At 36.3% G+C, this 26,022-nt stretch carries 25 protein-coding genes; 16 read left to right on the top strand and 9 right to left on the bottom strand.

All coding sequences use genetic code 11. The features are described from left to right. Positions 1–71: 71 nt before the first annotated feature. Both H6W52_RS14915 and H6W52_RS14910 read left to right on the top strand, forming a co-directional pair. Positions 72–863, top strand: coding sequence for a phosphatase PAP2 family protein (locus tag H6W52_RS14915; RefSeq protein WP_228457583.1), 792 nt, complete (start codon positions 72–74; stop codon positions 861–863). Between the two features lie 309 nt (positions 864–1,172). Beyond that, positions 1,173–2,198, top strand: coding sequence for a T9SS type A sorting domain-containing protein (locus H6W52_RS14910; RefSeq protein WP_157967273.1), 1,026 nt, complete (start codon positions 1,173–1,175; stop codon positions 2,196–2,198). A 64-nt stretch (positions 2,199–2,262) separates the two neighbouring features. On the opposite strand, the gene H6W52_RS14905 is transcribed toward H6W52_RS14910, so the two are convergent. Then, positions 2,263–2,772 (bottom strand): pyridoxamine 5'-phosphate oxidase family protein, encoded by a 510-nt coding sequence (locus H6W52_RS14905; protein WP_116099463.1) that lies wholly within the window; start codon positions 2,770–2,772, stop codon positions 2,263–2,265. Positions 2,773–2,908: 136 nt separating this feature from the next. Continuing rightward, positions 2,909–3,751: an NAD(P)-dependent oxidoreductase gene (locus tag H6W52_RS14900; RefSeq protein ID WP_116099484.1), complete on the bottom strand. Its 843-nt coding sequence runs from the start codon at positions 3,749–3,751 to the stop codon at positions 2,909–2,911. A 135-nt stretch (positions 3,752–3,886) separates the two neighbouring features. Between H6W52_RS14900 and H6W52_RS14895 the strand changes: the two genes are divergently transcribed. Together H6W52_RS14895 and H6W52_RS14890 are read left to right on the top strand one after the other, a co-directional pair. Continuing rightward, positions 3,887–4,528, top strand: coding sequence for a chloramphenicol acetyltransferase (locus tag H6W52_RS14895; protein WP_116099464.1), 642 nt, complete (start codon positions 3,887–3,889; stop codon positions 4,526–4,528). A 497-nt stretch (positions 4,529–5,025) separates the two neighbouring features. After that, a complete protein-coding gene (locus tag H6W52_RS14890; RefSeq protein ID WP_123892007.1) occupies positions 5,026–5,367 on the top strand; it encodes a helix-turn-helix transcriptional regulator in 342 nt (113 codons plus the stop codon). Positions 5,368–5,381: 14 nt separating this feature from the next. On the opposite strand, the gene H6W52_RS14885 is transcribed toward H6W52_RS14890, so the two are convergent. Beyond that, positions 5,382–6,113 (bottom strand): MBL fold metallo-hydrolase, encoded by a 732-nt coding sequence (locus tag H6W52_RS14885; RefSeq protein WP_116099466.1) that lies wholly within the window; start codon positions 6,111–6,113, stop codon positions 5,382–5,384. Positions 6,114–6,389: 276 nt separating this feature from the next. Between H6W52_RS14885 and H6W52_RS14880 the strand changes: the two genes are divergently transcribed. From H6W52_RS14880 to H6W52_RS14870, 3 genes are read left to right on the top strand one after another with little or no spacing between them, the layout of a single operon-like run. Beyond that, positions 6,390–7,088: a DsbA family oxidoreductase gene (locus tag H6W52_RS14880; protein WP_116099467.1), complete on the top strand. Its 699-nt coding sequence runs from the start codon at positions 6,390–6,392 to the stop codon at positions 7,086–7,088. Positions 7,089–7,098: 10 nt separating this feature from the next. Further along, on the top strand, positions 7,099–7,680 hold the full coding sequence (locus H6W52_RS14875) for a nucleosidase (protein WP_116099468.1): 582 nt from the start codon (positions 7,099–7,101) through the stop codon (positions 7,678–7,680). Between the two features lie 2 nt (positions 7,681–7,682). After that, positions 7,683–8,204: a GNAT family N-acetyltransferase gene (locus H6W52_RS14870; RefSeq protein ID WP_116099469.1), complete on the top strand. Its 522-nt coding sequence runs from the start codon at positions 7,683–7,685 to the stop codon at positions 8,202–8,204. An 18-nt stretch (positions 8,205–8,222) separates the two neighbouring features. On the opposite strand, the gene pdeM is transcribed toward H6W52_RS14870, so the two are convergent. The 5 genes from pdeM to H6W52_RS14845 form a co-directional block, all read right to left on the bottom strand. Further along, entirely contained in the window at positions 8,223–8,867 is a 645-nt protein-coding gene (gene pdeM, locus H6W52_RS14865; protein WP_116099485.1) for a ligase-associated DNA damage response endonuclease PdeM, read from the bottom strand. Between the two features lie 135 nt (positions 8,868–9,002). Beyond that, a complete protein-coding gene (locus H6W52_RS14860) occupies positions 9,003–11,450 on the bottom strand; it encodes a ligase-associated DNA damage response DEXH box helicase (protein WP_116099470.1) in 2,448 nt (815 codons plus the stop codon). A gap of 183 nt (positions 11,451–11,633) precedes the next feature. Next, positions 11,634–13,214 carry an ATP-dependent DNA ligase gene (locus tag H6W52_RS14855; RefSeq protein WP_185216777.1) on the bottom strand — a complete coding sequence of 527 codons (1,581 nt, stop codon included), beginning with the start codon at positions 13,212–13,214 and terminating at the stop codon, positions 11,634–11,636. 420 nt (positions 13,215–13,634) lie between these two features. After that, positions 13,635–14,657 carry a ligase-associated DNA damage response exonuclease gene (locus tag H6W52_RS14850; protein WP_116099486.1) on the bottom strand — a complete coding sequence of 341 codons (1,023 nt, stop codon included), beginning with the start codon at positions 14,655–14,657 and terminating at the stop codon, positions 13,635–13,637. Between the two features lie 57 nt (positions 14,658–14,714). Beyond that, on the bottom strand, positions 14,715–16,199 hold the full coding sequence (locus H6W52_RS14845; RefSeq protein ID WP_116099472.1) for a PLP-dependent aminotransferase family protein: 1,485 nt from the start codon (positions 16,197–16,199) through the stop codon (positions 14,715–14,717). 65 nt (positions 16,200–16,264) lie between these two features. Between H6W52_RS14845 and H6W52_RS14840 the strand changes: the two genes are divergently transcribed. The 5 genes from H6W52_RS14840 (at position 16,265) to bioA (ending at position 21,766) form a co-directional block, all read left to right on the top strand. Beyond that, positions 16,265–16,891 carry a hypothetical protein gene (locus H6W52_RS14840; RefSeq protein ID WP_185144431.1) on the top strand — a complete coding sequence of 209 codons (627 nt, stop codon included), beginning with the start codon at positions 16,265–16,267 and terminating at the stop codon, positions 16,889–16,891. Continuing rightward, entirely contained in the window at positions 16,881–17,990 is a 1,110-nt protein-coding gene (locus H6W52_RS14835; RefSeq protein WP_116099473.1) for an aminotransferase class I/II-fold pyridoxal phosphate-dependent enzyme, read from the top strand. Before H6W52_RS14840 ends, H6W52_RS14835 begins: the two co-directional genes overlap by 11 nt. Positions 17,991–18,127: 137 nt before the next feature. Continuing rightward, positions 18,128–18,766, top strand: coding sequence for a dethiobiotin synthase (gene bioD, locus H6W52_RS14830; RefSeq protein ID WP_116099488.1), 639 nt, complete (start codon positions 18,128–18,130; stop codon positions 18,764–18,766). Beyond that, the gene (bioB, locus tag H6W52_RS14825) at positions 18,763–19,764 is read left to right on the top strand and encodes a biotin synthase BioB (RefSeq protein ID WP_116099474.1); all 1,002 of its coding nucleotides are present in this window, start codon (positions 18,763–18,765) and stop codon (positions 19,762–19,764) included. The genes bioD and bioB overlap by 4 nt, the downstream gene beginning before the upstream one ends. A 730-nt stretch (positions 19,765–20,494) precedes the next feature. Next, positions 20,495–21,766, top strand: a complete 1,272-nt coding sequence (gene bioA, locus H6W52_RS14820) for an adenosylmethionine--8-amino-7-oxononanoate transaminase (protein WP_116099475.1) — start codon at positions 20,495–20,497, stop codon at positions 21,764–21,766. A 179-nt stretch (positions 21,767–21,945) separates the two neighbouring features. Here bioA and H6W52_RS14815 read toward each other — a convergent pair whose 3' ends face one another. Continuing rightward, complete coding sequence (locus H6W52_RS14815) at positions 21,946–22,266, bottom strand: winged helix-turn-helix transcriptional regulator (RefSeq protein ID WP_076390211.1); 321 nt, start codon at positions 22,264–22,266, stop codon at positions 21,946–21,948. A 93-nt stretch (positions 22,267–22,359) separates the two neighbouring features. On the opposite strand from H6W52_RS14815, the gene H6W52_RS14810 reads away from it, so the two are divergent. From H6W52_RS14810 to H6W52_RS14795, 4 genes are all read left to right on the top strand, one after another. Further along, on the top strand, positions 22,360–23,127 hold the full coding sequence (locus H6W52_RS14810) for an MBL fold metallo-hydrolase (RefSeq protein ID WP_116099476.1): 768 nt from the start codon (positions 22,360–22,362) through the stop codon (positions 23,125–23,127). 58 nt (positions 23,128–23,185) lie between these two features. Next, on the top strand, positions 23,186–23,722 hold the full coding sequence (locus H6W52_RS14805; protein WP_116099477.1) for a GNAT family N-acetyltransferase: 537 nt from the start codon (positions 23,186–23,188) through the stop codon (positions 23,720–23,722). Positions 23,723–23,830: 108 nt separating this feature from the next. Next, positions 23,831–24,538, top strand: coding sequence for a DUF421 domain-containing protein (locus H6W52_RS14800; RefSeq protein ID WP_116099478.1), 708 nt, complete (start codon positions 23,831–23,833; stop codon positions 24,536–24,538). A 468-nt stretch (positions 24,539–25,006) separates the two neighbouring features. Then, complete coding sequence (locus H6W52_RS14795; RefSeq protein ID WP_116099479.1) at positions 25,007–25,927, top strand: DUF3078 domain-containing protein; 921 nt, start codon at positions 25,007–25,009, stop codon at positions 25,925–25,927. Positions 25,928–26,022: the final 95 nt, after the last annotated feature.

The raw sequence follows: 26,022 nt of genomic DNA, 5'->3' as shown, positions 1-26,022 counted from the left end.
TATCTGTAATTCCTTTATATTTGAGAGGAAATACAAATCTATTTTTTTTTGACCATTAAATCATTTGTCTTATGAGAAAATTCTTTGCAGGATTGTTTTTAGTTGTAAGTAGTTTTCAATCTATCTACGCTCAGGAAACAGACAGTCTTCGGTTTCAGAATAATGCAGATTCTGTAATGGTTTTGAAAAGCCTTCCTGAAGATAAGATCCATCAGTTCAGCTATAAAAAGCTTATCGTTCCTACCGTACTTATTTCCTATGGAATTGCCAGTCTGAGTATTGACGAACTAAAAACACTGAATTCTTCCACACAATACGAAATTAGCGAACATAAACCGGATCATATCAAACTAGATAACTACACCCAGTTTGCTCCCGCAGTTTTGGTTTACGGACTCAATGCTTTCGGAGTGAAAGGAAAACATAATTTCAGGGACAGAAGCATTATCTACGGAACTTCCATGATGATCACTTCTGCCATCACCATTCCGCTGAAACACGCCGTAAAAGAAGAAAGACCGGATCATTCCAACAGGCTTTCTTTTCCTTCCGGACACACAGCCATTGCATTTGCATCGGCGCAGTTTATGTTCAGGGAATATAAAGACCACAATCTTTTGCTGGGAATTTCGGGGTATTCTTTAGCTGTTTTTACAGGAGTATATCGAATGCTGAACGATAAACACTGGTTCGGAGACGTAATCGGTGGCGCAGGATTCGGGATTTTATCTACCGAACTCGCATATTGGCTTTATCCGAAAATCAATAAACTGTTAGGCGGAAATCCGGAAAAATCTCAGGCAATGATGATGCCTTACTATCAGAAAGGAAATGTAGGAATAGGATTTGTGAAGAATTTTTAACTGTAATAAAAAAACAGTGAATGCTCAGTTGTTAATTTTAAATTAATAATTTGACGTAAAAACAAGATAAACAAATCAATAAAATAATTTTGCAAATTTCAATGATTGTAGGTTTTCTTAATAATAAAATTCAATTATGTATTGTTTTTATTATGATAATAATATTAAAAATTGATAAATATTTAAAAATATGATAAATTTTAATATATTTGTAGAATTAAAAAAGTAGAATTTAAAGGAAAGAATTATCTGCCTTTAATCTCTTTTTTTTATTTGTCTGCACATTATACTAATTTTAAAATAACACACATGAAAAGAAAAGACTTTCTAAAAAGTATCGGTATCGTAGGAGCATCTGTTCCGTTAATGGCATTCACCGGTAAGAATATTATGGAAGACATCATGGATGAACCTTCTAATCAGGATCTTTTATCCTGTACTGCAACAGCTTCGGAAACGGCAGGTCCGTATCCTACACCAAGCAGTGTAAGTACTTCTACCTTAGTAAGAACAAATATTACCGAAGGAACACAAACCGGTATTGCGCTTACTCTTACGATAACTGTTCTGAATACCAATAACAATTGCCTTGCAGTAGGATCGGGATACCGTGTAGATATCTGGCATTGTAACAAAAGAGGATATTATTCCGCTTATTCCGGACAGCCGGGAATTGACGGAACACAGAACACTACTGGACAAACTTGGCTTCGCGGCATTCAGTATACCAATGCAAACGGACAGGTAACCTTTACATCTATCTATCCGGGATGGTATACTCCCCGCGCTACCCATATCCATGTGCAGATCTATGATGCTTCCAACAACCTTTTACTGACAACCCAACTTGCGTTTCCCGATGCAACCAATACAACAGTAAATACTTATTATGCGACTAGCGGAACAAATTCTGTTACAAACACAAATGATATGGTTTTTAGTGATTCTTATGCTTCTGAACTTATGACTGTTTCGGGAAGTACTTCAGCAGGTTATACAGCAACCGCAAATATTTTTGTAGCAGGAACACTGGGAGTGGATGATGTAAGTTTTGAGACTGGAGGTCAGTTCAGCAATCTTACCATTTCGCCCAATCCTATAGCGGATGAAGCAAAAGTAAACTTTAATCTTATTCAGACTTCCGGCGTAAGTGTAGAGATTCTAGATGTATCCGGCAGAATTGTTAAAAAAATAGACAAAACCAATTTTTCAAGAGGTAAAAATGAGCTGAAATTAGATTTTTCATCATTACAGCCCGGAAATTATATTCTCGCGTTTACCGTATCAAACATTAACGGTGAATTTTCGAAAAGTAAAAAATTCATTAAAAAATAATCAAAAAATACCAATTAAAAAGCAGCTCTCATAAAGCTGCTTTTTGTTTTTGTATAGAAAGTAATTATACTTTTGCTGTTCCCTCAACGCCATCAGAATTATCAGTCGTATTGCCTGTAATTGCTGCCGCTACAAAGTTGAAAAGACTCACCAGTTTTCCGGCTTTCGTATTCCAGTAATAGGTTTCTTTTGGCTGTACACGGATTATCGATACGTTCGGGTCATCTTTTCCTTCCTCAAACCATGCTTTTGCCATAGGAGACCATTTGTCTTCAATCGTCGATTTGTCTTTGTAGATGGTAGCATCTCCGTAAACCGAAAGATATTCGTAATCAGAATTATTCATAAAAAACAACTGCACTCTTTTATCGTCTCTTATTTCAAAGTTTTTGTTGCTTGTATCTCCGCTGATAAACCAAAGATTTCCTTCGTCATCGGTTTCCTGAAGCGACATCGGACGCGAATTGATAGGAAGTTTGTCCAATTCCGTACAAAACATACAGATTCTTGCATTTTCAGATAATTCCTTAATTTTTTTAACCGCTTCTGTGTGGGTAAGATTTTCTGTTGACATAATATTATATTTAGTGATTGATTTCTGTTAAAACTGAATTTTAATTACTCTTGTTTATTCAAAAACCCGACCACAATTGAAAAATTCAACATAAAAATAATTGAAGACGATATATTTTCAGAAGATTTTTGTTGAGCTATTTTTTTAGATAATTAATGATTCCGATCACATCATCCTTTCCAAAACCTTCATCATGAGCAGATTGGTAGGTTTTAATTAAAGCTTCAGACAGCGGAAAATCTGCCCCTGCATTTTTAGCCAAAAGAATATCTTTCAGCATCAGATCCAAAGCAAAAGCGGGATCGTAATTTTCTTCTGTTAAAAGCGGCGTTTTTACTTTGGTAGCGCCACTCCCGCTTGCACTTTCATTAATGATTTCAAGCATATCTTTACGGTCGATTCCCAGTTTATCCGAAAACAGCACCGTTTCTGCAAGTCCCTGATAAATCGCTGAAAGAAAATAGTTCACCGAAAGCTTCGCGGCAATCCCTTTTCCGTTTTCTCCTAAATGTTTAATGCTTTTTCCAAGCTTTTGCAGATAAGGCTCGGCTCTTTTAAGATCTTTTTCCTCTCCACCTGCCATAATCAGTAATGTTCCTTCAGCGGCAGGTTTTGTACTTCCTGCAACAGGAGCATCAATAAAACCTGCTTCTTTAATTTTTACCGCACTCGAAATTTCTTCCGTCATTTCAGGCGAAATCGTACTCATATCAATAAAAAGCTTTTCCGAAATATCAAGTGAAAGAATTTTCTGATAAACGTCTTTCACTGCATCGTCATTGGTAAGCATTGTAAAAATAATATCACTGTTTTTTACTACATCCTCAACGGTATCGCAAACAACAGATTTTTCTTTAAAATCTTCCGCTTTTTCGGGCGTTCTGTTATAAACCGACAGTGTAATTCCTGCTTTTTCTAAATTTTTTGCCATCGGATGTCCCATATTTCCCAATCCGATAAATCCTGTCTTTTCCTTCATTTCCAATCGTTTTGTTGAATAATAATTTGAAGTTTTTACTGCAAATCCTGTACAAAAATACGTTGCAGACTACATTTATTTCTTCAGAACTTTTATAATTGATAAAACTTACAGACATTTGCAAAAAATAGAGTAGTGAAGATTATAGATATTGAAAGCTGGAACAGGAAGGAGCATTTCGAATTTTTTTCTAAAATGAAAAGCCCTTATTTCGGATTTACTTCTGAAGTAGACTGTACCAAAGCTTATGATGAGGCAAAACAAAATAAACAGTCGTTTTTTGCGGCATATCTTTACAGATCTATGATTGCCGTAAACTCTGTAGATGCCCTGAAACTGAGAATTGTAAATGATGAGGTGATTTTATATGATGAGGTTCATGTGGGAAGCACGATTGGCAGAGAAGACGGAACTTTTGGATTTTCATTCTTTCATTTTTCTGAAGATTTTGATATTTTCAATGAAAGACTTCAGGAACAGGTAAAAAACGTACAAAATTCTACAGGACTGGGAATCAGCAATGATGGTTTGCCTATCAATCATATCCGACATACATCCATTCCGTGGACATCTTTCAGCGCACTGCTGCATCCTACAAATTTTGATCCTAAAGAATGCATTCCTAAAATCGCCTTCGGAAAATTCAGTATCAGAGAAGGAAAGAAGTTTCTTCCGGTTTCTATAGAAGCGCATCACGGTTTGGCAGACGGTCTCCATCTCGCGCAATATTTTGAAGAATTCCAGAAACAACTGAATCTGGGATTAAGTACATTTTAAAATTCCATTTTATACTTTGCTTTTTTTTCATACGTCCCTGAAGCGATATTTTTTATTGCTTTAGAATGGTATTGGTGACAATGAACCTCATATTTCATTTGTATTGATCGTAATCATAAAAAAAGATGACAAAAACTTCTAGATTTGTTCTCAGATAATTGAAATATCAGAAAAAGATCCCGAAAAATAAGGCAACAGCAGAAATAACGTGGTATGTATGTGGTATTTTTATTATGTAAAATTTTAATCATTTTTTCTTTCTTTGTCTTTGGTTAAAATCTTAATCGTTGTTTTTACGATATTATTTTAAGCATAAATACAATAAGTAAAGAAAAAAAGTAACCAAAAATATGTTATTGGAACAGTAAAGATTATTCAAGACTTAAAAACACCTCAGAAAATTAGCTTCATCGCACAAAAACTGAGGTAAGAGAACGAAGAGATTTATGCTGAAGCTTGTCGGAAAAGCCTCAGAAATTAGAAGAGATGAGAAAATTATGAAAAACGAAAAAACTGAATTCAATTTAGAAGATTTAAACCAAAAGATTTTTGTACAGGACGAAATTTTAGCACTGGCAAAAGAAAATTCTCCTCGTCTGCTGAGTAAATTCAGATTGGTGGAGCCGGATTTTTTCAGTAAACTATCTGCAATCCAGCCCGACCTTAAAAATTCAGAGCTTGTATTTTGTATTTATTTAAAGCTTAATTTAACAACGAAGGAAGTTGCAACCTACACGTTTGTAACTCCAAAGGCAATACAGAATCGGAAAAACAGACTTCGGAAAAAACTGAGCATAGCTTCCGATATGGATATTTATAAATGGTTTAATGATCTTTAAACCATTTTTTTTGTTTAAAATTCCAGAACAGCAGTATCCAGATCGTGGTACAGTAAAACTTTCCAATGATTTTCAACAGCTTCTTTTTCCCATTTTATTCTTAAATTCATCGCTCTTTTTCCGTCGAAATCACTTTTGTAGGCAAGATGATATTTTAAATAAGACTGTTGAGGAAGATTATCTGCTCCGTAAAAAACCGTTTGATTACCTTCTTTAATCCAGAAAACCTGCATAAACGGAGTGTGGCCTCCGACAACTTCAAACGAAATTTCATCCGTAATATTTCCCCTATCTTCATCCATCCAGACAATATTTTCAAGCTCGATCAGTTTTTCGAGGGTATCAAAATCAAAAGAATAATTTCCGCGGTTTTCCATGGCAAAAGCCAGTTCTCGTTTCTGGATATAAATTTCAGCATTCGGAAAAGTAGGTTGAAATCCGTTTTCAGTTCTGGTAATTGTGGTTTCAATATGGTCTTTGTGAAGATGAGAAAGCAAAACTTTGGTAATCTGATCAGGATGAACATTTTTCTCCTCTAGAATTTCTGAAATCACCGTTTTTCCCTCTTCATTTTTCCATCCGATTCCCGCGTCCAGAAGAATAGTATCTTTTTTTGTAATGATTAAAAAAGGAGTAACCGACATCTTGATCCCTTTAATCGTGTCTTTATTTTCTTCAGTTAAAAGCGTAAAATCTTTGGTTTTATTGGTAGAAAAATTTCCTTCTTTCAGTGGTATGATTTTCATGGAGCAAATTTCCTGATTATTTATAAAACAATGAAATATTTCCGTCAATACCTTTCATCAGCAAAACCAATAAATATGAATACTTTTTCATCAGTAAATTGAGTATTTTTGTACTGCTGTTTTTAATTACAAAATAAACCGGAGAAAAAGAATTTAAAAATAAAAAAAACTCTGTTTGCTTATTTAAGTGAAACGACTCTGTGAACTTAAAAACGAATAGCTATTAAAAAAATCTTCGCGCACTTTGCGTTAAAACAGTATAAAAATATATTGAAAATGAAAGTAGAAATCTGGTCGGATGTAATGTGTCCGTTCTGTTATATAGGAAAAAACAATTTTGAAAAAGCATTGGAAAATCTGCCTTTTAAAGATCAGGTAGAAGTAGAGTGGAAGAGTTTTCAGTTAGATCCTACTTTAGACCCGAAAGAAACAAAGACAACTTCCGAATATTTTAAAGAAAAGAAAGGTTTCCCTGAAGCTCAGGCGCAGCAGATGATCGCGCAGGTAAAACAGATGGGAAGCGGAGCCGGAATTGATTTTAATTTTGAAAAAGCATTGATTACCAATACATTTTCTGCTCATAAACTGTTGCATTTATCCAAAAAATACAACAAGGCAAACGAAATGGAAGAAGCCCTTTTCATCGCTCATTTTGTAGATGGTAAAAATGTAGGAGATGTGGAAACATTGGTTGATCTTGCCGTTTCTTTGGGAATTGATCGGGAAGAAACTCAGAAGGTTTTAGCTTCCGAAGAATATCATCAAGAAATCAGCAGAGACATTACAGAAGCGAGGAATAATGGAGTTTCCGGCGTTCCGTTTTTTGTACTGAACGGAAAATATGCGGTTTCAGGAGCGCAGCCTGTAGAACTTTTTGCCAGTGCATTGCAGCAGACTTACGATGAAACGGTAACTCCACTGCAAAATCTTTCGGATAACGGAGCTTCTTGTGATACAAACGGTTGTGAAATCTAAGCTTAATTAAATGATAAAAATAAACGACGAACTTCAGTTTTCGGTTGAAGACACTCTTTTTGTTTTTGCTTTGGATTCTGAAGCAGGAAAAGTTTTTAATGATAAAAACAAACTGATTACAGGCATCGGAAAAGTAAATGCAGCAATGGAATTAACGAAAGAAATCTACCGCAAAAGACCAAAACTGATCGTTAATCTGGGTTCTGCAGGAAGCAAAAGTTTCCATAAAGGAGATGTTGTATGCTGTACAAAATTCATCCAGCGCGATATGGATGTAAGAGGACTTGGTTTCAGCCTGTACGAAACCCCGCTTTCAGGAATTCCGCCGGTTCTGGAATACGGATTGAAAAGACACGATCTTCCGGAAGGAATCTGCGGAAGCGGCGACAGTTTCGAGATGAATCATTCTGAAACGGTTTATAATATTGTGGATATGGAAGCTTATCCTCTGGCTTTGATCGCGATGAAGGAAGAAATTCCTTTCCTGTGCCTCAAATATATTTCCGACGATGCAGGAAGCGATGCTGCGGACGATTGGGCTGTTCAGGTTCATCTGGCTTCGGAAGCGTTTAATAAAATTCTGTTTTCGTAAAAATGGAGGGAATTATCATTAAAAAAGCTTCTCTCAATGATCTTGAAATCATTCAGAAAATAGGAAAAGAAACCTTTTATGAGACTTTTGCACCTCATAACTCAGAAGAGCAGATTCAGAAGTATCTTACTGAAAGTTTTGCGGAAGAAAAACTGACAAAAGAATTAAATAACTCTCATTCTGAGTTTTATATCGCTTATGATGAAGAAAATGCAGTAGGTTATCTGAAAATTAATTTTGGAAATGCACAAACCGAACTTCAGGACGAATCGTCTGTGGAAATTGAAAGGATTTATGTGAAAAGTTCGCATCACGGTAAAAAAGTAGGGCAACTTTTGTACAGCAAAGCTTTGGATATTGCCTTTTTAAAAGACAAAAAATACATTTGGCTGGGAGTTTGGGAAGAGAATAAACGTGCCGTCAATTTTTACAAGAAGAATGGTTTTGAAGAATTTGACAAGCATATTTTCCGTTTGGGAAATGATGAACAGACTGATCTGATGATGAAGAAAATTTTAGACTGATTTTATTTAAATTTTCTCTTAAATCTCATAAATTTCAGCATCCGTAAATACATAGAATCTTCCTTTTTTAGGGAGATTTTTTGTATCTAAACCTGTGAATTCACTGAAAGCAGGAAGTAACAATTGATTTTCCGTAACAACAAAACAAGGCAGTTTGATTTTTTTAACCACAGAATTAATGACAAATCCGGGATGAATGTGTCCCGTAATCTGAAATTTTGCATTCTTTTTCTGAAAATCGTGGACAAATAAAAAATCATCAATATTTAAGGTTTCATCTTTGAAATTCAGGCATAGTTTTGCTTCCAATTTTTTCGAAATTCTGTCGTGATTGCCTTCTACCAGATGAAATTCAAGGTTGGGAAACTCGGCTTTCCATTCGCAGAATTTATCTACACCGGAATTGTCTCCTGCGTGAAGCAGATCGCCGACAACGATAAATTTTTCCGGCTGAAAATATTCGATTAAAACGGACAATCGCTGCAGATCATTTTCAAAAATATGATCGGAAAGTGCAATTCCGTTTTTGCGGAAATGAGCGGTTTTTCCAATGTGAAGATCTGACAGGATCAAGGCTTTTTCTTTTTTCCAGAATAATGCTCTCTGATTGGTTAACGTAAAGACTTCGTCCTGAATATGGATATTTTTTGTTACTATTTTCATAATTGTTTTCTGATTTCCGCCAAATTTTGTTCTGATGACTAAATTTGCAGCCCGACCTGAGTGGAGCTCTTTTTGTGCAGCATCGCGGAACAAAAAAGCGGGAACGGAGGGCGGATTAAGCTGCCCAGATAAAAATTATTTCCCTTTTTTCGCCTGCTGAATCAGTTTCTGAATTCTCGCATCCAGTCCTTCACTGGAAAGCGTCTGCCGCAGACTGTCCACTTTTATCGGGAAACTCAGCGGGGTAAAAGTATTGGCAAATTTCAGGATTATTTTTGATTTTTCAATCCGTTTAAATGCTTCCACCAATCTCTGTTCCTGCAATTGTGCGTTAAAAACTTCTGTATATGCCTGTCTTACAAGGAAATGGTTTGGGTCGTAATCTTCGAGAACTTTGAAAATTAATCCTGCCGAACTTTGCAGAGATTTGTTGGAACGCTGTTTTCCTACATAATTCTGGATCACCATTCCGGAAATGACCGCAATGTCACGGAATTTTCTTCTTGCCATTTCTGCTGAATTGATGCTGGAAATTACATCTGTCATCAGATTTTCCCTGCTCAGAATTTTATGGAGATTTTCATCATTCAGCGGGATTTCTTTATCGCTGAACAGTTCAAAACCATAATCATTCATCGCCATTGAAAAGGAAATGGGAGCCAGTTTTGAGATTCTGTAGGCAATTAAAGCCGACATCACCTCGTGAACAAGCCGACCTTCAAACGGATACATAAACAGATGATATCCTTCACGATTTTTAATGAGTTCTACCAGAAATTCGTCCTCTTTCGGGATGTGAGAACGTTCTTCCTGATTCATCAGCAAAGGATGCAGAAACTTCAGTTCCTTTTCTGAAGCTTTCGGATTAAGCGCTCCGGATAACTTTTCTCTTAAAAACTGACCTAAATTTGAGCTTAAAGGCAATCTTCCTCCCAGATAACTCGGCGCAAAAGCTTTTCCTTTGGCAGCGCGGACAAAAACTGTCATATCTTTAATCATCGCGACTTCCAGAACTCTTCCTGCCAAAATAAATTTTTCATCTTTTTTGAGTTTTGAAATAAAATATTCTTCTACCATTCCAATATATCCGCCGGAAATGAATTTGACTTTCAGCATGGCATCGCTTACAATAACGCCCATATTCATCCGGTGAAGCATGGCAATTTTTCGTGACGTCACTTTATAAAGACCGTCTTCCTGAATCACAATTTTATGGAATTCTTCATAGCTTTTCAGTACACTTCCGCCGATGGTAAGAAAATCCAGGATGCTTTTCCATTCTTCATCCGTCATTTCCTTAAAAGCATATACTTTTTTAATTCTTTTGTAAACTTCCTGCGGATAAAATCCGTCACCGACCGCCAAAGTCATTAAAAACTGAACCAAAACATCAAAACACAAAACCTGCGGATCTCTCGGCTCAATCACTTTCTGCTTTACAGCTTCTTTTAAAGCGGCAACTTCAATCAGTTCCAAGGAATGCGTCGGAACACAGTAAATTTTTGAAGTTTCAAAAGGGGAGTGACCGCTTCGTCCTGCCCGCTGTAAAAATCTCGCAACACCTTTCGCAGAACCAATCTGAATAACGGTATCAACCGGCTTAAAATCAATTCCCAAATCCAGAGAAGAGGTGGAAACGACGGCTTTTAACTTTCCGCAACTTAGATTTTCCTCGATCCAGATTCTCAAATGAGCATCAATTGAACTGTGATGAATAGCAATCTGCCCTGCAAAATCGGGATAGGCTTCAAGCAACAACTGATACCACATTTCACTCTGGCTTCGCGTATTCGTAAAAACAATGGTAGATTTCGATTCTAAAATGATAGGAACAATTTTATCTGCTAATTTTGCTCCTAAATGTCCTGCCCACGGAAGAATTTCCACTTCATCCGGAAAAACGGGAAGAATATCAATTTTCTTCTGTTCTTTAGCGGTAATTTTTGTTTTTTTAATGTCATACGGAATTAAAACATCCATCGCTTCATCCAGATTTCCGATGGTTGCCGTAATTCCCCAGATTTTCATTTTAGGAGCATATTTTGTGAGCTGGGAAATGCCCAATTCTACCATTACGCCACGTTTTGAACCCAGCAATTCGTGCCATTCATCGACAACGATCGTCTTCAGTTCTTTAAAAAAACGTTCGTGATTTTTTTGTCCGAGAAGAAGATGTAAACTTTCAGGTGTTACTACAAGAATTTCAGGCATATTTTTTACCTGCTGCTGCCGTACTTTCGGATCGGTGTCGCCGTTTCTTACGCCAACTGCCCAATCCAGTCCGATTTCATCAATGGCTTCCTGCATCGCTTTGGCAATGTCTTTTGATAAAGAACGGAGCGGCGTGATCCAGATCATTTTTAAACCTTTTCCATATTGTTCAGGATGGTTTAAAAAGTGGGTTAACAATGCTAAGAAAACAGAAAATGTTTTTCCGAAACCAGTCGGAGCAATGACCATTCCGCTGTAGCCGTTCTCGAATTTCTGCCACGTATCAACCTGAAATTTAAAAGGGGAATTGCCTTTGTCCGCCATCCACTGCTGAATGACTTTGAAGCCGTTGGTATTTTCGAAGTTGTTCAAATTATTGTTTTTATTTATCGCAAAGTCAAACAAAGGATTATAAAAATCATCTTTTTAAATATAGACAATGGCATTTCATTTATCAAGGAAATACAAATTGTGTTTCCTTGATAACCGAAGCGGCTTAGTTTAACATTTGGTAAGCAAAGTATAAAAACTTTGTTTATCCTTGCGATTAATTTATTATTGTATTAGTTTCTTAATTTCTTCCAGATCATCAATTTCATCTACCGTTTTATCCTTTCTCCATCGTAAAATTCTTGGAAAACGGAGCGCAACACCGCTTTTGTGACGGTTGCTGAAACCGATTCCTTCAAAAGCAATCTCAAAAACCAATTCAGCTTTTACTGTTCGAACGGGACCGAATTTTTCAATAGCATTCTTATTGACAAATTTACTGACTTCCATAATTTCTTTATCCGTTAATCCGGAATAGGCTTTGGCGATGGTGACCAATTTATCTTCGTTTTTCACGGCAAAAGTATAATCGGTGTAATATGCGCTTCGTCTTCCGCTTCCTTTTTGGGCGTAAATCAGAACGGCATCAATCGTTAAAGGACTGATTTTCCATTTCCACCAATCGCCTTTTTTTCGTCCGGAATGATAAGGTGAGTTTTTCTGTTTCAGCATCAAACCTTCGCTGTTGATGTCTCTGGAATTTTCCCTGATCTGGTTTAATTCTTCCCAGTTTTCAAATTCTATTGATTCGGAAATTTTGATATTTTCAAGATTTTCATTCAATAATAATTCTTCCAGCATTGCACGTCTTGCGGAGATGGGTTTTTCACGCAAATCGTTTCCTTCCAGTTCCAAAAGATCATACGCAAAGACTTCAATCGGTATTTCGGAAAGCATTTTTTTAGTTAATGTCTTTCGATTGAGACGTTTTTGTAATTCGTTAAAATTTAAAACTTTGTTGTCTTTTACAGCGAGAATTTCCCCGTCAATTACGAAATTTCCGTTCATCTGCTGAGCAGTTTCTGCGATTTCGGGAAACTGTTCCGTTACCAATTCTTCTCCTCTCGACCAGATAAAAACTTCATCATTTCGCTTAATAATTTGTCCGCGGATTCCGTCCCATTTGTATTCAATCAGCCATTCATCGGGTTTCCCGAGTTCTTCCAAATCTTTCTCCAATGGATAAGCCAGACAAAAAGGATAGGGTTTTGAATTATCCGGATTTACATTTTCAGCCGAAATCAATTCCTGAAATGAAGCTTCTGTTGGCTGCCATTTTCCCATCAAACTGTGCATCAATGCGCTGGATTCCTGTCCGGAAAATTTCGTCAGAGCATTAATCAATGTTTTATCTGAAACCCCGATTCTGAAACTTCCACCCAATAATTTATTGAAAATCAGCCGTTCCGTATAATCCAAGCCATTCCAAGAATTCAGGACAAATTCTTTTTTCTCAGCATCCGTTTTTGTTTTTAAGTTGATGATGTCATTCATCCAGTCCGACAAAGAACGTTCAATTTTTTCTGTTGGAGGCGGAAGAATCAGGGAAATGGTTTCTCCTAAATCTCCCACTGAAGAGTAGCTTTCCTGAAACAGCCAGAACGGTAATTCTGTAATTTCCAAAGCCCATTCTTTCATATAGTTGGTGTTTACATTCCGCTTGGGTCTTTTGCCTGTAAACAAAGCGATGAACCAGACTTTATCTTCATCAGGTGCACGTTCCAGGTAATCGATGATGGCATCGATTTTTGCATTGGTTTTATTGGTGCTTTCGAGAGCATTGATCAGTTCTGCGAAATGTTTCATAAATTTTAATTGGCGTTTTTTAAACGTATGTTAACAATTTTTTTGGCAGCTTAATCCGTCTTCCACTCCCGCTTTTTTGTTCCACAAAAAGAGCTCCGTTCAAGCCGGGCTGCATGCAATTCGGCATTAATTATGATGGGCTATTAACAGGTCGCTCCTACGGAGCTCCGTTTTATTACGCCTTAATTTTTCTATTAATAGTAAGTTCCTACGGAGCTTTCCTGCAATGTTCCTATGATTTTTTTTCCTATCCAAAAACTAAAAAAACTTCATTCAGGTCGGCTGAGTAATTCGTTGGTTGAATTTTTATTAACAGGTTGCTCCTACGGAGCTCCGCTTTATATTATGCTTAATTTTTTCTATTAACAGTAAGCTCCTATGGAGCTTTTCTCACTTGTTAACGTCTGAATTTAAAGTTTTTTATACCTTGTTTTCAATAATTTCTTTCTCTTCTTCTTCCTCATCATCATCGCCGTAAAGCGTTTCCACCACATCAGATTTAATACCGATTTCATTCAAATATTTAGAAAAAACTTCGGTCTGTCCGTGTGTAACGTGTACGATTTCAGCTTCGGTGGCTTTTATAGCCTGTAACAAACCTTTCCAGTCGGCGTGGTCGCTCATCGGGAAACCTGCATCGGCACTCCGCCATCGTCTTGCACCGCGAACCTGCATCCATCCGGAACAAATTGCCGTTGCGACATCCGGAATTTTTTTGATGACATTGGAATCTAGCAAAGCAGGCGGAACAATCACGATATCTCCTGCAACGTGCTTGATACTTTCCCTGAAATCGGGAATTTCGTAATCTGGGAGTACGATTCCGACTTCTTCAAAGGCTTTATTCAGTTTTCCGATCGAGTAGTGGACGTGGATTTTTCCCATTCCTTCAACCGCCTTCATTACGCGTTGTGCTTTTCCCAAAGAATAACCTATGAAAACAGAGGTTTTTTGATTTTCCTGATTTCTGAGCACCCAGTTCTGGAGTTTTTTATTCAGATCCGGAACTTCCAGCCAGTTGTAAATCGGCAGTCCGAAAGTACTTTCAGTGACAAATTCATTGCATCTTACCAGTTCGAAAGGCGTACTTAATCCATCATCCTGAACTTTATAATCTCCTGAAACCACGCTTATATAGCCTTTGTATTCCAGCCGGATCTGCGCGGAGCCGATGATATGACCGGCAGGGTGAAGTGAAACTTTTACTCCGTTAATATTGATAATTTCGCCATATTCCACGCTCTGAACTTCAAGATCTTCGCTGATTCTCTTGTGCAGAATAGGTTTGGTAAAATGATGACACAAGTATTTTTTCATTCCCCAACGTGCGTGATCGGCGTGTCCGTGCGTAATGACTGCCAAATCAACCGGTCGCCAAGGATCAATATAAAATTTTCCCTGCGGACAATAAATGCCTTTATTTGTGAATGTGATAAGTTTCAATGGTGCGATTTTGTTATTTTTTACATTCAAAAATCTAACCAATATATTTAAAAGTCTTTAATGTAGCATCTTTTTCACATGATCCGTTACTATTTTAACTGATTTTTCCATTTCTATGGTATTAAGGTTTCCAAATCCTAAACGTATGGCGGTTAGATTTTTATTCTGATAAAGTAAGGTTTTAGGAATAAATAAATTGTTTTGCGCACAATTTTTAGAAAGCTGCATTAAATTGATGGGAATTTGCCATTCTGCCCAAACTGCAAGCCCGCCCGACGGTTTTTCGAATTGTATATAATTTCCTAAGTTTTCCTGAATCAGATGAATAAAATAATCTCTTCTTTCCTGATAAATTTTTAATGATTTTTTCAGATAACGGTTGATTTCTCCTTCGGCAATCATTTCACCCAAAACGTGCTCCATTAAAATATCACCCTGTCTGTCGATAATTCCCAGATGTTTCCTCATTTCAGACATCAGATTTTCGGGAGCGACAATAAATCCTGTCCGAAAACCGGGAGCCAGAGATTTTCCGAAAGAACCGATGTAAATCACCATTCCGTTCGTATCTGCGCTTGCAAGCGGAAGAAGCGGACTTTTGTCGTAATGAAAATCGTAATCGTAATCGTCTTCTAAAATGATAAAACCAAATTCATTCGCAAGATTCAGCAGCTCTAATCTGCGCTGTGCGCTTAATGTAACGGTTGTAGGATAATGATGATGCGGCGTAAGATACAGCATTCTCACTTTTTGCTGTTGACAAATTTTTCTGACTTCTTCCGTGTTAATTCCGTCATTGTCAATGGAGACTGATTTTATTTTCACTCCTGATTTTTGAAAAATCATGTTCACCGAGAAATAGCTCAGTTCTGCAACTAAAACAATATCCCCTTTAGATAAAAGAATTTCCGAAGCAATATAAATGCTCATTTCTGTGCTTCTTGTAATGAGAAGGTTATTTTTAGAAATGGGCAATCCTCTGGATAAATTTAAATATTTTGAAAGATTTTCTTTAAAAAATTCACTTCCATCCTGATTGTACTGTCCGATTTTATGCGCTTTTCTTTTTAAAATAGAGCTGTAAATTCTGGAATGCTGATCGATCTGAGTTAAGCGGATGTCGGGAATTCCGTCATTAAAAATGTATTCACAATTGGAATATTCAAAAGGATTATCCAAAATATTGGATGTTTTGAAGGTAAATCCTGTTGATTTCGGATAATTTTCGAGCTGAATTTTTTTTGAATTTTTCGATTCTAAAAATTGATACTGGTCTTTTCCGATGATAAAAGTTCCTTTGTTGGGAAGACTTTCCACCCATCCCTGAGAAAACAGCTCTTCGTAGACAGAAACAATGGTATTTCTGTGAACATTCAGCATTTCGCTAAGCATTCTTGTTCCCGGAAGTTTGGTTCCGAATGGCAAAAAACCACGCTGAATGGCATTAATCAGCTGATTGGAAATCTGCATATAAATAGAAACTGCGGAATTTCTATTGATTTTAATGAAGCTCTGATAAGGAATTTTAACCGGACTATCCATAATCTCAAAACTGGCACCATGTAACCATCCGGCAATATACTACTTTTGAACCAAAACAAAAAAGAATGGAATTGTACAGTCTTTTAGAAAAAATTGTTCAGCAAAATGAGATGCACGCAAAATGGCTGAATACGCTTTCCTTTATGGAAAATGCAGGAGCCAGAAAAATTTCAGCTTGCGAACATCCGACTAACGTGAGTTTAATACAGTTAAAACACGCTGCGGAAGAACATCGCCACGCTTATTATCTTAAAAAGCAGATCATGAAAATTGATCCTGAAATGTGCAAAACGTACAATAGCAATGAACTTTTAGCCGCAACGGCAACGAGACAATATCTTCATTCTCTTGACATTAAAGCGTGTAAGTATCTTCAGCAAAATTTCAATCTCAGCAAAGAAGAATTAAAATATGCGGCGTATCTGTTTGTAACATATGCTATTGAGGTTCGTGCCGATGAATTATATCCTGTTTATCAGGAAATTCTGACAAAATATACCTCAAAAATTATGGTAAAATCAATTATTTTGGAAGAAGAAGGACATTTGGAGGAAATGATTAATCAGTTGGACGAATTTTCGGAAGACTGGAAAATTCATGCAGAAATTGTTTTAGAAATTGAAAAAGATCTTCATAATCAATGGATTGATTCCATTTCAAAAGAGATTTTACAGGTAAATTATGCTGAATAATTTTCGTCATTTTCAGGAGGCCTTAGAAAAAAGAAAAGAAAGCGGAACCTTACGGGTTTTAAAATCTCAAAAGGAAGGAGTGGATTTTTATTCCAACGATTATTTGGGATTGGCAGGAAATAAAGATTTTCAGCAGATTTTATTAAAAAAAATCAACGAAAAGCCGGAATTACTGAAAGGAAGTACAGGTTCCAGACTGATCAGCGGAAATAGTTTAACTGTTGCTGAAACAGAAGAATGTATAGCCAAAGAACATCAATACGAATCGGCTTTGCTTTTTTCTTCGGGATATAATGCTAATCTGGCTTTGTTTTCAACGCTTCCAACCCGTCATGATACCATAATTGTGGATGAAAAAATTCATCGTTCTGTTCATGATGCATGTAGAATGTCGAATGCTAAAAAACTGAAATTCAGGCATAATGATGTTGATGATTTAGAAAGGATTCTGAAAAAGCAAACCGGACTTTGCTATGTTGCTGTTGAAAGCCTGTATTCGATGGATGGAGATATTGCTCCTTTGAAAGAGATTGCAGAAATCACAGCAAAATACAATGCTCAGTTAATTGTAGATGAAGCCCATGCTTTCGGTGTTTTTGGAAACGGTTTGGTGAATGAGTTTAATCTGCAGGAAAAAGTTTCAGCAACGGTTGTAACCTATGGAAAAGCTTTGGGAACGCATGGTGCGGCGATTTTAATGAATGATTTAATTAAATCTTATCTCATCAATTTTGCATCCCCTTTTATCTATACGACTTCAGCGCACGATTTTCTATGGATGAGTATTTTTAGCGGATATGAATTTTTAAAAGCAAACGGTAGATTATCCATTCAACTTCAGGAAAATATTAAAATTTTTCGTGAGCAGAATTTGATTACTCCGTCTTCTGAAAGCAGCCCGATTCAGGCGATTATTATTCCTGATAATCAGAAATTGAAAGCTTTAAAGGATACTTTATTTGATAATGGATTTTTGACTTACGCTGTCTTTAGTCCGAGTGTAAAAGAAGGAACAGAAAGATTGAGGATTTGCCTGCACAGTTTTAATACAGAAGAAGAAATTTTGAAGTTAACGGGGATTATCAGAGATTTTAGTTAATATAAAAATCAACATCAGTTTGTCATTCCGTAGGAATCTAAGCAATTAAAATTAAAAAAAACACTCTAAAAACGCTGTTTAGATTCCTACGGAATGACAAACTGATGGATATAAATATGGATATAAAAAAAGTAAAAATGGAAACACAAAACTCAGGGCAAAAACTCCATTTCGTCACTGGAATCGGGACAGAAGTAGGGAAAACGGTTTGTTCGGCGGTTTTAACCAAATATTTTGAGGCAGAGTATTGGAAACCGGTTCAGTCCGGAGATCTGGATTACTCTGATACGATGAAAATTAAAGACTGGGTGGGAAAGCATACGGTTTGTCATCCGGAAAGATATCGTTTTAAATTGGCTGCATCACCACATCAATCAGCAAGGGAAGAAGGAATTCTGATTGATTTAAATGAATTCCAAATTCCGAAAACGCAGAATCATTTAATCATAGAAGGAGCGGGAGGATTGATGGTTCCGCTGAATGATAAAGAATTTATTATTGATTTAATTGAAAAGCTGAACGTTCCCGCTGCTTTGGTTGTGAAGAATTATTTAGGCTGTATCAATCATACATTGTTGTCTGTTTTAGTTTTAAACCAAAAGAAAATTAAACTGGACTATTTAATTCTTAACGGAAATTTTCCACCGGATACGGAAAGGGTTATTTGTGAAAATATTCCACCGGAAACTGAAATTATAAGAATTCCTGACCTTGAAAATATAACAGAAGAAAGTATAGAAAATATTGTACAACAATTAGAAAAAATAGAATCATGAATAAAAATCAACTAAGAAACGACTGGACGAAGGAAGAAATAGAAGAAATTTACAATCTTCCGCTTCTGGAACTCATTTATAAAGCTGCAACGGTTCATCGTGAGTGGCACAATCCTGAAGAAGTTCAGATGTCTACATTGCTTTCAATTAAAACAGGAGGTTGTCCGGAAGACTGTTCGTATTGCGGACAGGCAGCGCGTTATCATACGAATATTAAAGTTCAGGCTTTACTGCCGACAGAAACGGTAATTGAACACGCGAAAAAAGCAAAAGAAGGCGGCTCATCGCGTTTCTGTATGGCTGCAGCATGGAGAGAAGTGCGTGACAACCGTGATTTCGACCGTGTTATTGATATGGTAAAAGGCGTAAATGAACTTGGATTGGAAGTGTGCTGTACGTTGGGAATGTTAACGGAAGATCAGGCAAAACGGCTTCAGGAAGCAGGTTTGTATGCATACAATCACAATCTGGATACTTCCGAGGAATATTACGATGAAATTATTTCCACAAGAACGTTCGACAACAGAATCAATACGATTAATAATGTAAGAAAAGCCGGAATTACGGTTTGTTCGGGAGGAATTATCGGATTGGGAGAAACGCCAAAAGACCGGATTTCAATGCTTTTAACATTGGCAACAATGCCGAAACATCCGGAATCTGTCCCGATCAATGCATTGGCAAGAGTAGAAGGAACGCCGCTTCAGGATAACGAAAAAACGAATACCTGGGAAATGGTAAGAATGATCGCCACAGCAAGAATTGTAATGCCTTCATCAATGGTTCGTTTAAGCGCAGGAAGAATTGAAATGACTGAATTTGAGCAGGGATGGTGTTTCATGGCAGGAGCCAACTCGATCTTTACAGGGGAAAGAGAAACGCTTCTGGTAACGCCAAATCCAGGCGTTTCTGAGGATATGCAGATGCTGCAGACTTTGGGATTAAAGCCGATGATGAAGGAGAAAACGATGTGCTTAAAAGTGAATGGGGAAAATTGAATGGTCAATAGTCAATAGTCAATTTTTTGGAGTGTGAAAATAACAATTCAGCATTGAATTTTATTCATAGTTTTCTGTACTTATCTATTAATATAAAGAATGATTAAACGCAGAGAAAAATGTCTTGTTTTAATAATAAGTGAAGCAAAGAAATTTCCGTCAGAGACGGATGATGAAGCGTTCACTTAATGGCAGATGAAATCTGCTTTACTTTGCTTAGCTTAAAATATTAACATGGAAATAAAGTCTTTGCGTTTGAACTTGACGATTGACAATTCACCATTGAATTTTCAGTACTTATCTATTAAAGTAAAGAATGATTAAACGCAAAGAAAATGTTTTGTTTTTATCCATAAGTAAAGCAAAGAAATTTCTGTCAGAGACGGATGATGAAGCGTTTGCTTAATGGCAGATGAAATCTGCTCTACTTTGCTTAGCTTAAAATATCAATTTAGAAATATAGTCTTTGCGTTTACAATTCACGATTGAATTTTAAGTACTTATCTATTAATATAAAGAATGATTAAACGCAAAGAATAATGTTTTTCTTGGGTAAAAAGTAAAGCAAAGAAATTTCCATCAGAGACAATGAAACGCTTGCTTAATGGCATATGAAATCTGCTTCACTTTGCTTAGCTTAAAATATTAACATGGAAATAAAGTCTTTGCGTTTGAACTTGACGATTGACAATTCACCATTGATAAAATTAAACATTACGACCAATTATTTATGAATTTACAAGAGCGCGACAGAGCCGTCAACTGGCATCCTTACACGCAGATGAAAACAGCGGAAGATGCAATCCCGATCGTAAAAGGAAGCGGAATTTATCTTTACGATGAAGACGGAAAAAAATACATCGATGCAGTGGCTTCGTGGTGGGTTACACTTCATGGTCATGCGAATCCGTATATTGCACAAAGAGTTTCTGAACAATTAAATACGCTGGAGCAGGTTATTTTTGCGGGATTTACACACGAACCTGCTATTCAGCTTTCTGAGAATTTACTGAAACTGCTGCCTGAAAATCAGGAGAAGGTTTTTTATTCGGATAACGGTTCTACTGCGGTGGAAGTGGCGCTGAAGATGTGTATTCAGTTCTGGCATAATCAGGGAAAAGAAAAGACGAAAATTCTGGCTTTTAAAGAAGCTTATCATGGCGATACTTTCGGAGCGATGTCGGTGAGCGGAAGAAGTGTCTGGACCAAACCTTTCGGGGAAATGCTTTTTGAAGTAATCTTTATTGATCCGCCGATTTCTGAAAATATTGAAGATTTAAAATCCATCATAAAAAATCATGCTGAAGAAATTGCTTGTTTCATTTACGAGCCTTTGATTCAGGGAGCTGCGGGAATGTTGATGCACAAAGCCGAAGATTTATCAGAACTGATGAAGTTTTGCAGAGAAAACGGAATTTTAATGATTCAGGACGAAGTTTTTACAGGTTTCGGAAGAACCGGAAAGCTGTTTGCCGCAAATTATCTTTCAGAAAAACCAGACATTATGTGTTTTTCAAAGGGATTAACAGGCGGAACAATGCCGATGGGAATTACAACTTCTTCACAACAGATTTTCGAAGCGTTTTTGTCGGAAGATAAATATAAGACGTTATTTCACGGTCATTCTTTCACGGCAAATCCTTTAGCGTGTACAGCGGCTTTGGCAAGTATGGAATTGCTTTTGAAAGAAGAAACGCTGGAAAAAATCAATCTAATCAGTCAGAAACATTTCAATTTTTCTAAGGTTTTAAAAAATCATCCGAAAGTTGAAAATGTGAGACAGACCGGAACAATTATCGCCTGGGAAATTAAAAATGATGAAAAAACATCCTATTTTAACGAAATCGGGAAGGTTTTGTATCATGAATTTTTAAAAAGAGGAATCATCATGCGTCCTTTGGGAAATGTGATGTATCTCGTTCCGCCTTACTGCATTACGCCTGAAGAAATGGATTTTGTGTATCGGAATATTCTTGAAGTTTTGGATGGCTTCAGTAATTAAATGATTGACTTATCCTATTAATTAATATTGTAGAATAACGATCAGTAAGTGGTTTTCTAATAGTATCCCTTCGACAAGCTCAGGGTGACATCTCGAATACTAACCGCAATATTTTAATATTGTCAGACTGAATCTGTCAAAGCATTTATTAGTAAAAGTGATAAATCAATTAAATGATTTTAAATCTTTTGATGTTCGTTGCCCCATTGGTGAAGTTCATCAAGGATCGGACCGAGCTTTTTGGCTCTTTCCGTTAATTTATAATATACTTCCGGAGGAAAATTGTAGACTTCAACCCGTTGAATGATATGATCTTCCTCCATTTGTTTGAGCTGTTCTGCCAGAACTTTTTTAGAAACTTTCGGCATTTTTCGCCATAATTCGACAAAACGGACTTCCTCTTGCTCAAAAAGATTGGACAAAATAAGCGGTTTCCACTTTCCGGAAATCATGTCCAGTGTTTTTCTCAGTCCGCAATTTTTAAATTCTTCAAATAACATACGTTACAAAATTGTATATAGTGCACCTTTTGGTAACCAGCCATTATTTAATTTCAGGTAAACAATAGCTTTGCAGATACAAAATTAAAGAAAATGAAATTACAATTATGGCGAAATGCAACGCTGCTTTTAAATATTGATGGATTGAACATTTTAATTGATCCCATGTTGGGTGCAAAAGGCTCTTTAGGAATATTTCCGATGGTAGACAATGAATTATTGAATCCCTTAATTGATTTACCTTTCACTGAAGAAGAACTGCAGGAAAAATTAAAAACAATTGATGCGGTAGCCGTTACACACCTTCATCCTGATCATTGGGACCCGAAAGCGATTGAACTTTTAGATAAAAATGTACCCATCATTTGTCCTGAAATCATTTCTGAACAGATTTCTGAGGCTGGATTTAAAAATGTGATTGCTTTTAACGATACAGTACAGTTTAAAAATATTGAAATTTCTTTAACGAACGGACATCACGGAACAGGAGAAATTGAAGAACAAATGGGCGTAGTTCATGGGTTTGTCTTTAAAAATGCTGAACAGTCTGTTTATATTGCGGGTGACAGTATCTGGTGTGAAGAAGTGGAACAGGCAATTAAAAAACATCAGCCGGAGCACATTGTTGTTGCGGGAGGAGCCGCAACTTTTGTAGTGGGAGATCCGATTGTAATGAACAGTAATGATATTTTGAAAGTCTGTGAATCTGCGCCGAATTCAAAAGTCTGGGTAACACATCTTGAAATTGTAAGTCATTCTAAAGAAGACAGAAAATTCATTAAAGAAAAAATTCTGGAGAATGGTTTGGAAGAAAGATGTTTTGTGCTGAATGACGGTGAAGAAGCTGAATTAGATGCTTAAGTCTCTTGCTTAAAGATTTGAGATTAAATCTTAATTTAGCCGGATCAAATTATAAAAAATGTATTTAGAAACAGAAAGATTACTGATTCGGGATATAACTTTGGACGATAAACAGACAGTTTTTAATTATCGTTCCGATGCGGAAGCCAATAAATTTCAGAGCTGGATTCCGGAAACATTGGAAGATGTTGAACAGTTTATTGAAAGAAATAATAAAGAATTCAATCAGCCGGAAAGCTGGTATCAGGTTTTAATTACGGAAAAAGATACAAAAACTGTGATCGGCGATATCGGAATTTATTTTTTTGGTGCAGAAAATTTGCAGACAGAGTTAGGAATTACTTTAAATAAAGACTTTCAGGGAAGAGGATATGCTTCTGAAGCGTTAAAAGGAGTAATTAATTTTCTTTTCAGCGATCTGAAAAAACACAGAATCATGGCTTCTGTAGATCCGGAAAACATTGATTCACTTAAACTGATGGAACGCATTGGTTTTAGAAAAGAAGGTCATTTTGTGAAAAGTTTATTTTGGAAAAACAACTGGACAGATGATTTGATCTATGCTTTGCTTCGGGAAGAATGGATTAAAGAATAAGAGAAAAACCGTTTCAACAGAGACGGTTTTTATTTTCAGTACAAACGTTCATGCCGCATTTTCCTTTTGCTTGGCGTATTTTTTGAACCTTGCAAAAATAAATTTTATATGCTATCCGTATTTCTGTTACAATTAGACTGGAAAGAACTGATGATGGGACACGAAGAATGGTCATTTATTCTGGAAATTATTCTTCGAACCGCTATCATGTTTATTACCATTATTATTGGTCTGAGAGTTTTGGGAAAAAGGGGAGTGAAGCAGCTTTCGATTTTCGAACTTGTCGTGATTATCGGACTTGGTTCTGCGGCGGGAGACCCGATGTTTAATAAAGATGTGGGAATTATTTCATCCTTTATTGTATTTGCGGTTATTATTCTTCTGTACACCATTGTAACCTATTTTATCGCAAAAAATAAAAAAATCGAACAGCTTATTGAAGGAAAATCCATCTGCCTGATCGAAAACGGAGAATTTTCCATTGAAAATTTTAAAAAAGAAAATCTCGGCAGTGATGAATTTTTTGCTGAATTAAGACTAAAAGGAATTTCCCAACTGGGGCAGATTGAAAGTGCGATTGAAGAAATTTCCGGAGAGATCAGTGTGTTTTATTTCGAAGATGAAAGAGTAAAGTACGGACTTCCGATTATGCCGGATTCTCTGGATCATCCTTTGAAAACGATTGTTCATGAAGGATTTTATTCCTGCACGTTCTGCGGACATACGGAAGAAAAACATAAAGGAATGGCAGGAAACTGCAGCAAATGTAAAAAAGATGAATGGGTGGCTTCAAGCAATAGAAAGCGGGTTACCTGATAAAAACAAAAAAGACTCCTTAGAAAGGAGCCTAAAAAAACACAAATGATGAAAAAAAATTATTTCGATTCACAAATATAATCAAAAAATGATTTTCCAACCTAATATTTTCAGAAAAAAAATAACATATTTTTTTCATGATGTTAATAGATAAAAATGATTGGCTTAAAACTGTGATTTTTTATTTCTTTATAATCTTTTTTTAAATTGTTTCAAGCCTATGTAAAGACTCTATGGAGCTTTATTTGTCTAGAAATCATATTCGCGAGATACTCGGCGTTCCGTAGGAACGCTATCTTTGAATTAAATACAATGACTGATCATATCTTCTCATTTACCTCTTACCCTTTTTAATTCCCGACTTTATATTGACTAAGTGTAAAATAATTTCACATAAATTCTTTTAAGTTCAAAATTTTTAACAAATCAGTAAGTTTTATTTTTAATTTTAAACCAAAATATAAACTTATGAAAAGAAAATTACTTCCACTTATGGTTTTATTAGGGATTCATCTCTGCGCTCAGGAAAAAAGCGAAGCTGCTGTTTCGGATACAGCAAAAGTATGGAGCATTCAGGGACAGAATACCTTAATGCTCAATCAGGCAGCTTTTTCCAACTGGGTTGGAGGAGGAGCCAATAATGTGGGTTGGCTTGCCGGAGTAAACTATAACCTTACGTACGAAAAAGGAAAAGACCTTTGGGAAAATATTATTATTCTCGGATACGGACAAAATAATACGAAAGGAGTAGGAACGAGAAAAACTCAGGATGTAATTAATCTTTCCACCAACTACGGAAGAGAATTTGCGAAGAACTGGTATATTTCCGCAGGAGCCAGTTTACAGACACAGTTTGCACCGGGTTATGCAGACGGAAATAATCCTGCTGCGGCTAAAATTTCAAATTTCATGGCTCCGGGTTATCTCAATATGGGAGCCGGGGTTACTTACAGACCCAATGATAATTTTACGGCAACAATACGTCCTGCCAATGCAAGATGGAACTTTGTTTTAGATAAAGAACTTCAATATAAGGGAATTTATGGATTAAAGAATGACGGAGATTCTTCTCTGTTTCAATTCGGTTTTTTGGGAACAGCAATGTATAAACTAAAGATCATGGAGAACATTACTTTAATGAATACAGGTTCTGTTTTCTCTAATTATCTGGATCATCCTGAAAGACTTGTTTTAGCATACAGCGGAATTTTGAATATGAAAATTAATAAATTTATTTCCACGAATGTAACGCTGGACTTACTGTACGATCATAATCAGATTGCTAAAACACAGCTAAAACAGACTTTAGGAGTCGGCTTTGCTTATAATATTGATAATGGCAGAAAACGGTCTGAGAATAAAGAAAACCAGACGTGGCTTAAAAAATAACTGGCAGTTATTTAATATTTTAACGTGAACTCGACGCTAAAATATTGAATTATATTTAGTTTTCCTTGCCATCTATGCATTTATCCAGTTCGGGA

This window comes from Chryseobacterium sp. C2(2020) (assembly GCF_014218915.1).
Lineage (GTDB): Bacteria > Bacteroidota > Bacteroidia > Flavobacteriales > Weeksellaceae > Chryseobacterium > Chryseobacterium mucoviscidosis.
Note: the sequence above shows the minus strand (reverse complement) of the source record. Positions and strands in the feature narration are given on the sequence as shown.

What these genes read in the sequence shown, in the direction of transcription:
- H6W52_RS14915 (WP_228457583.1), top strand. Translation starts at nt 72, where the DNA reads ATGAGAAAATTCTTTGCAGGATTGTTTTTAGTTGTAAGTAGTTTTCAA.
- H6W52_RS14910 (WP_157967273.1), top strand. Translation starts at nt 1,173, where the DNA reads ATGAAAAGAAAAGACTTTCTAAAAAGTATCGGTATCGTAGGAGCATCT.
- H6W52_RS14905 (WP_116099463.1), bottom strand. Translation starts at nt 2,772, where the DNA reads ATGTCAACAGAAAATCTTACCCACACAGAAGCGGTTAAAAAAATTAAG.
- H6W52_RS14900 (WP_116099484.1), bottom strand. Translation starts at nt 3,751, where the DNA reads ATGAAGGAAAAGACAGGATTTATCGGATTGGGAAATATGGGACATCCG.
- H6W52_RS14890 (WP_123892007.1), top strand. Translation starts at nt 5,026, where the DNA reads ATGAAAAACGAAAAAACTGAATTCAATTTAGAAGATTTAAACCAAAAG.
- H6W52_RS14885 (WP_116099466.1), bottom strand. Translation starts at nt 6,113, where the DNA reads ATGAAAATCATACCACTGAAAGAAGGAAATTTTTCTACCAATAAAACC.
- H6W52_RS14880 (WP_116099467.1), top strand. Translation starts at nt 6,390, where the DNA reads ATGAAAGTAGAAATCTGGTCGGATGTAATGTGTCCGTTCTGTTATATA.
- H6W52_RS14875 (WP_116099468.1), top strand. Translation starts at nt 7,099, where the DNA reads ATGATAAAAATAAACGACGAACTTCAGTTTTCGGTTGAAGACACTCTT.
- H6W52_RS14870 (WP_116099469.1), top strand. Translation starts at nt 7,683, where the DNA reads ATGGAGGGAATTATCATTAAAAAAGCTTCTCTCAATGATCTTGAAATC.
- pdeM (WP_116099485.1), bottom strand. Translation starts at nt 8,867, where the DNA reads ATGAAAATAGTAACAAAAAATATCCATATTCAGGACGAAGTCTTTACG.
- H6W52_RS14855 (WP_185216777.1), bottom strand. Translation starts at nt 13,214, where the DNA reads ATGAAACATTTCGCAGAACTGATCAATGCTCTCGAAAGCACCAATAAA.
- H6W52_RS14845 (WP_116099472.1), bottom strand. Translation starts at nt 16,199, where the DNA reads ATGGATAGTCCGGTTAAAATTCCTTATCAGAGCTTCATTAAAATCAAT.
- H6W52_RS14840 (WP_185144431.1), top strand. Translation starts at nt 16,265, where the DNA reads ATGGAATTGTACAGTCTTTTAGAAAAAATTGTTCAGCAAAATGAGATG.
- H6W52_RS14835 (WP_116099473.1), top strand. Translation starts at nt 16,881, where the DNA reads ATGCTGAATAATTTTCGTCATTTTCAGGAGGCCTTAGAAAAAAGAAAA.
- bioD (WP_116099488.1), top strand. Translation starts at nt 18,128, where the DNA reads ATGGAAACACAAAACTCAGGGCAAAAACTCCATTTCGTCACTGGAATC.
- bioB (WP_116099474.1), top strand. Translation starts at nt 18,763, where the DNA reads ATGAATAAAAATCAACTAAGAAACGACTGGACGAAGGAAGAAATAGAA.
- bioA (WP_116099475.1), top strand. Translation starts at nt 20,495, where the DNA reads ATGAATTTACAAGAGCGCGACAGAGCCGTCAACTGGCATCCTTACACG.
- H6W52_RS14815 (WP_076390211.1), bottom strand. Translation starts at nt 22,266, where the DNA reads ATGTTATTTGAAGAATTTAAAAATTGCGGACTGAGAAAAACACTGGAC.
- H6W52_RS14810 (WP_116099476.1), top strand. Translation starts at nt 22,360, where the DNA reads ATGAAATTACAATTATGGCGAAATGCAACGCTGCTTTTAAATATTGAT.
- H6W52_RS14805 (WP_116099477.1), top strand. Translation starts at nt 23,186, where the DNA reads ATGTATTTAGAAACAGAAAGATTACTGATTCGGGATATAACTTTGGAC.
- H6W52_RS14800 (WP_116099478.1), top strand. Translation starts at nt 23,831, where the DNA reads ATGCTATCCGTATTTCTGTTACAATTAGACTGGAAAGAACTGATGATG.
- H6W52_RS14795 (WP_116099479.1), top strand. Translation starts at nt 25,007, where the DNA reads ATGAAAAGAAAATTACTTCCACTTATGGTTTTATTAGGGATTCATCTC.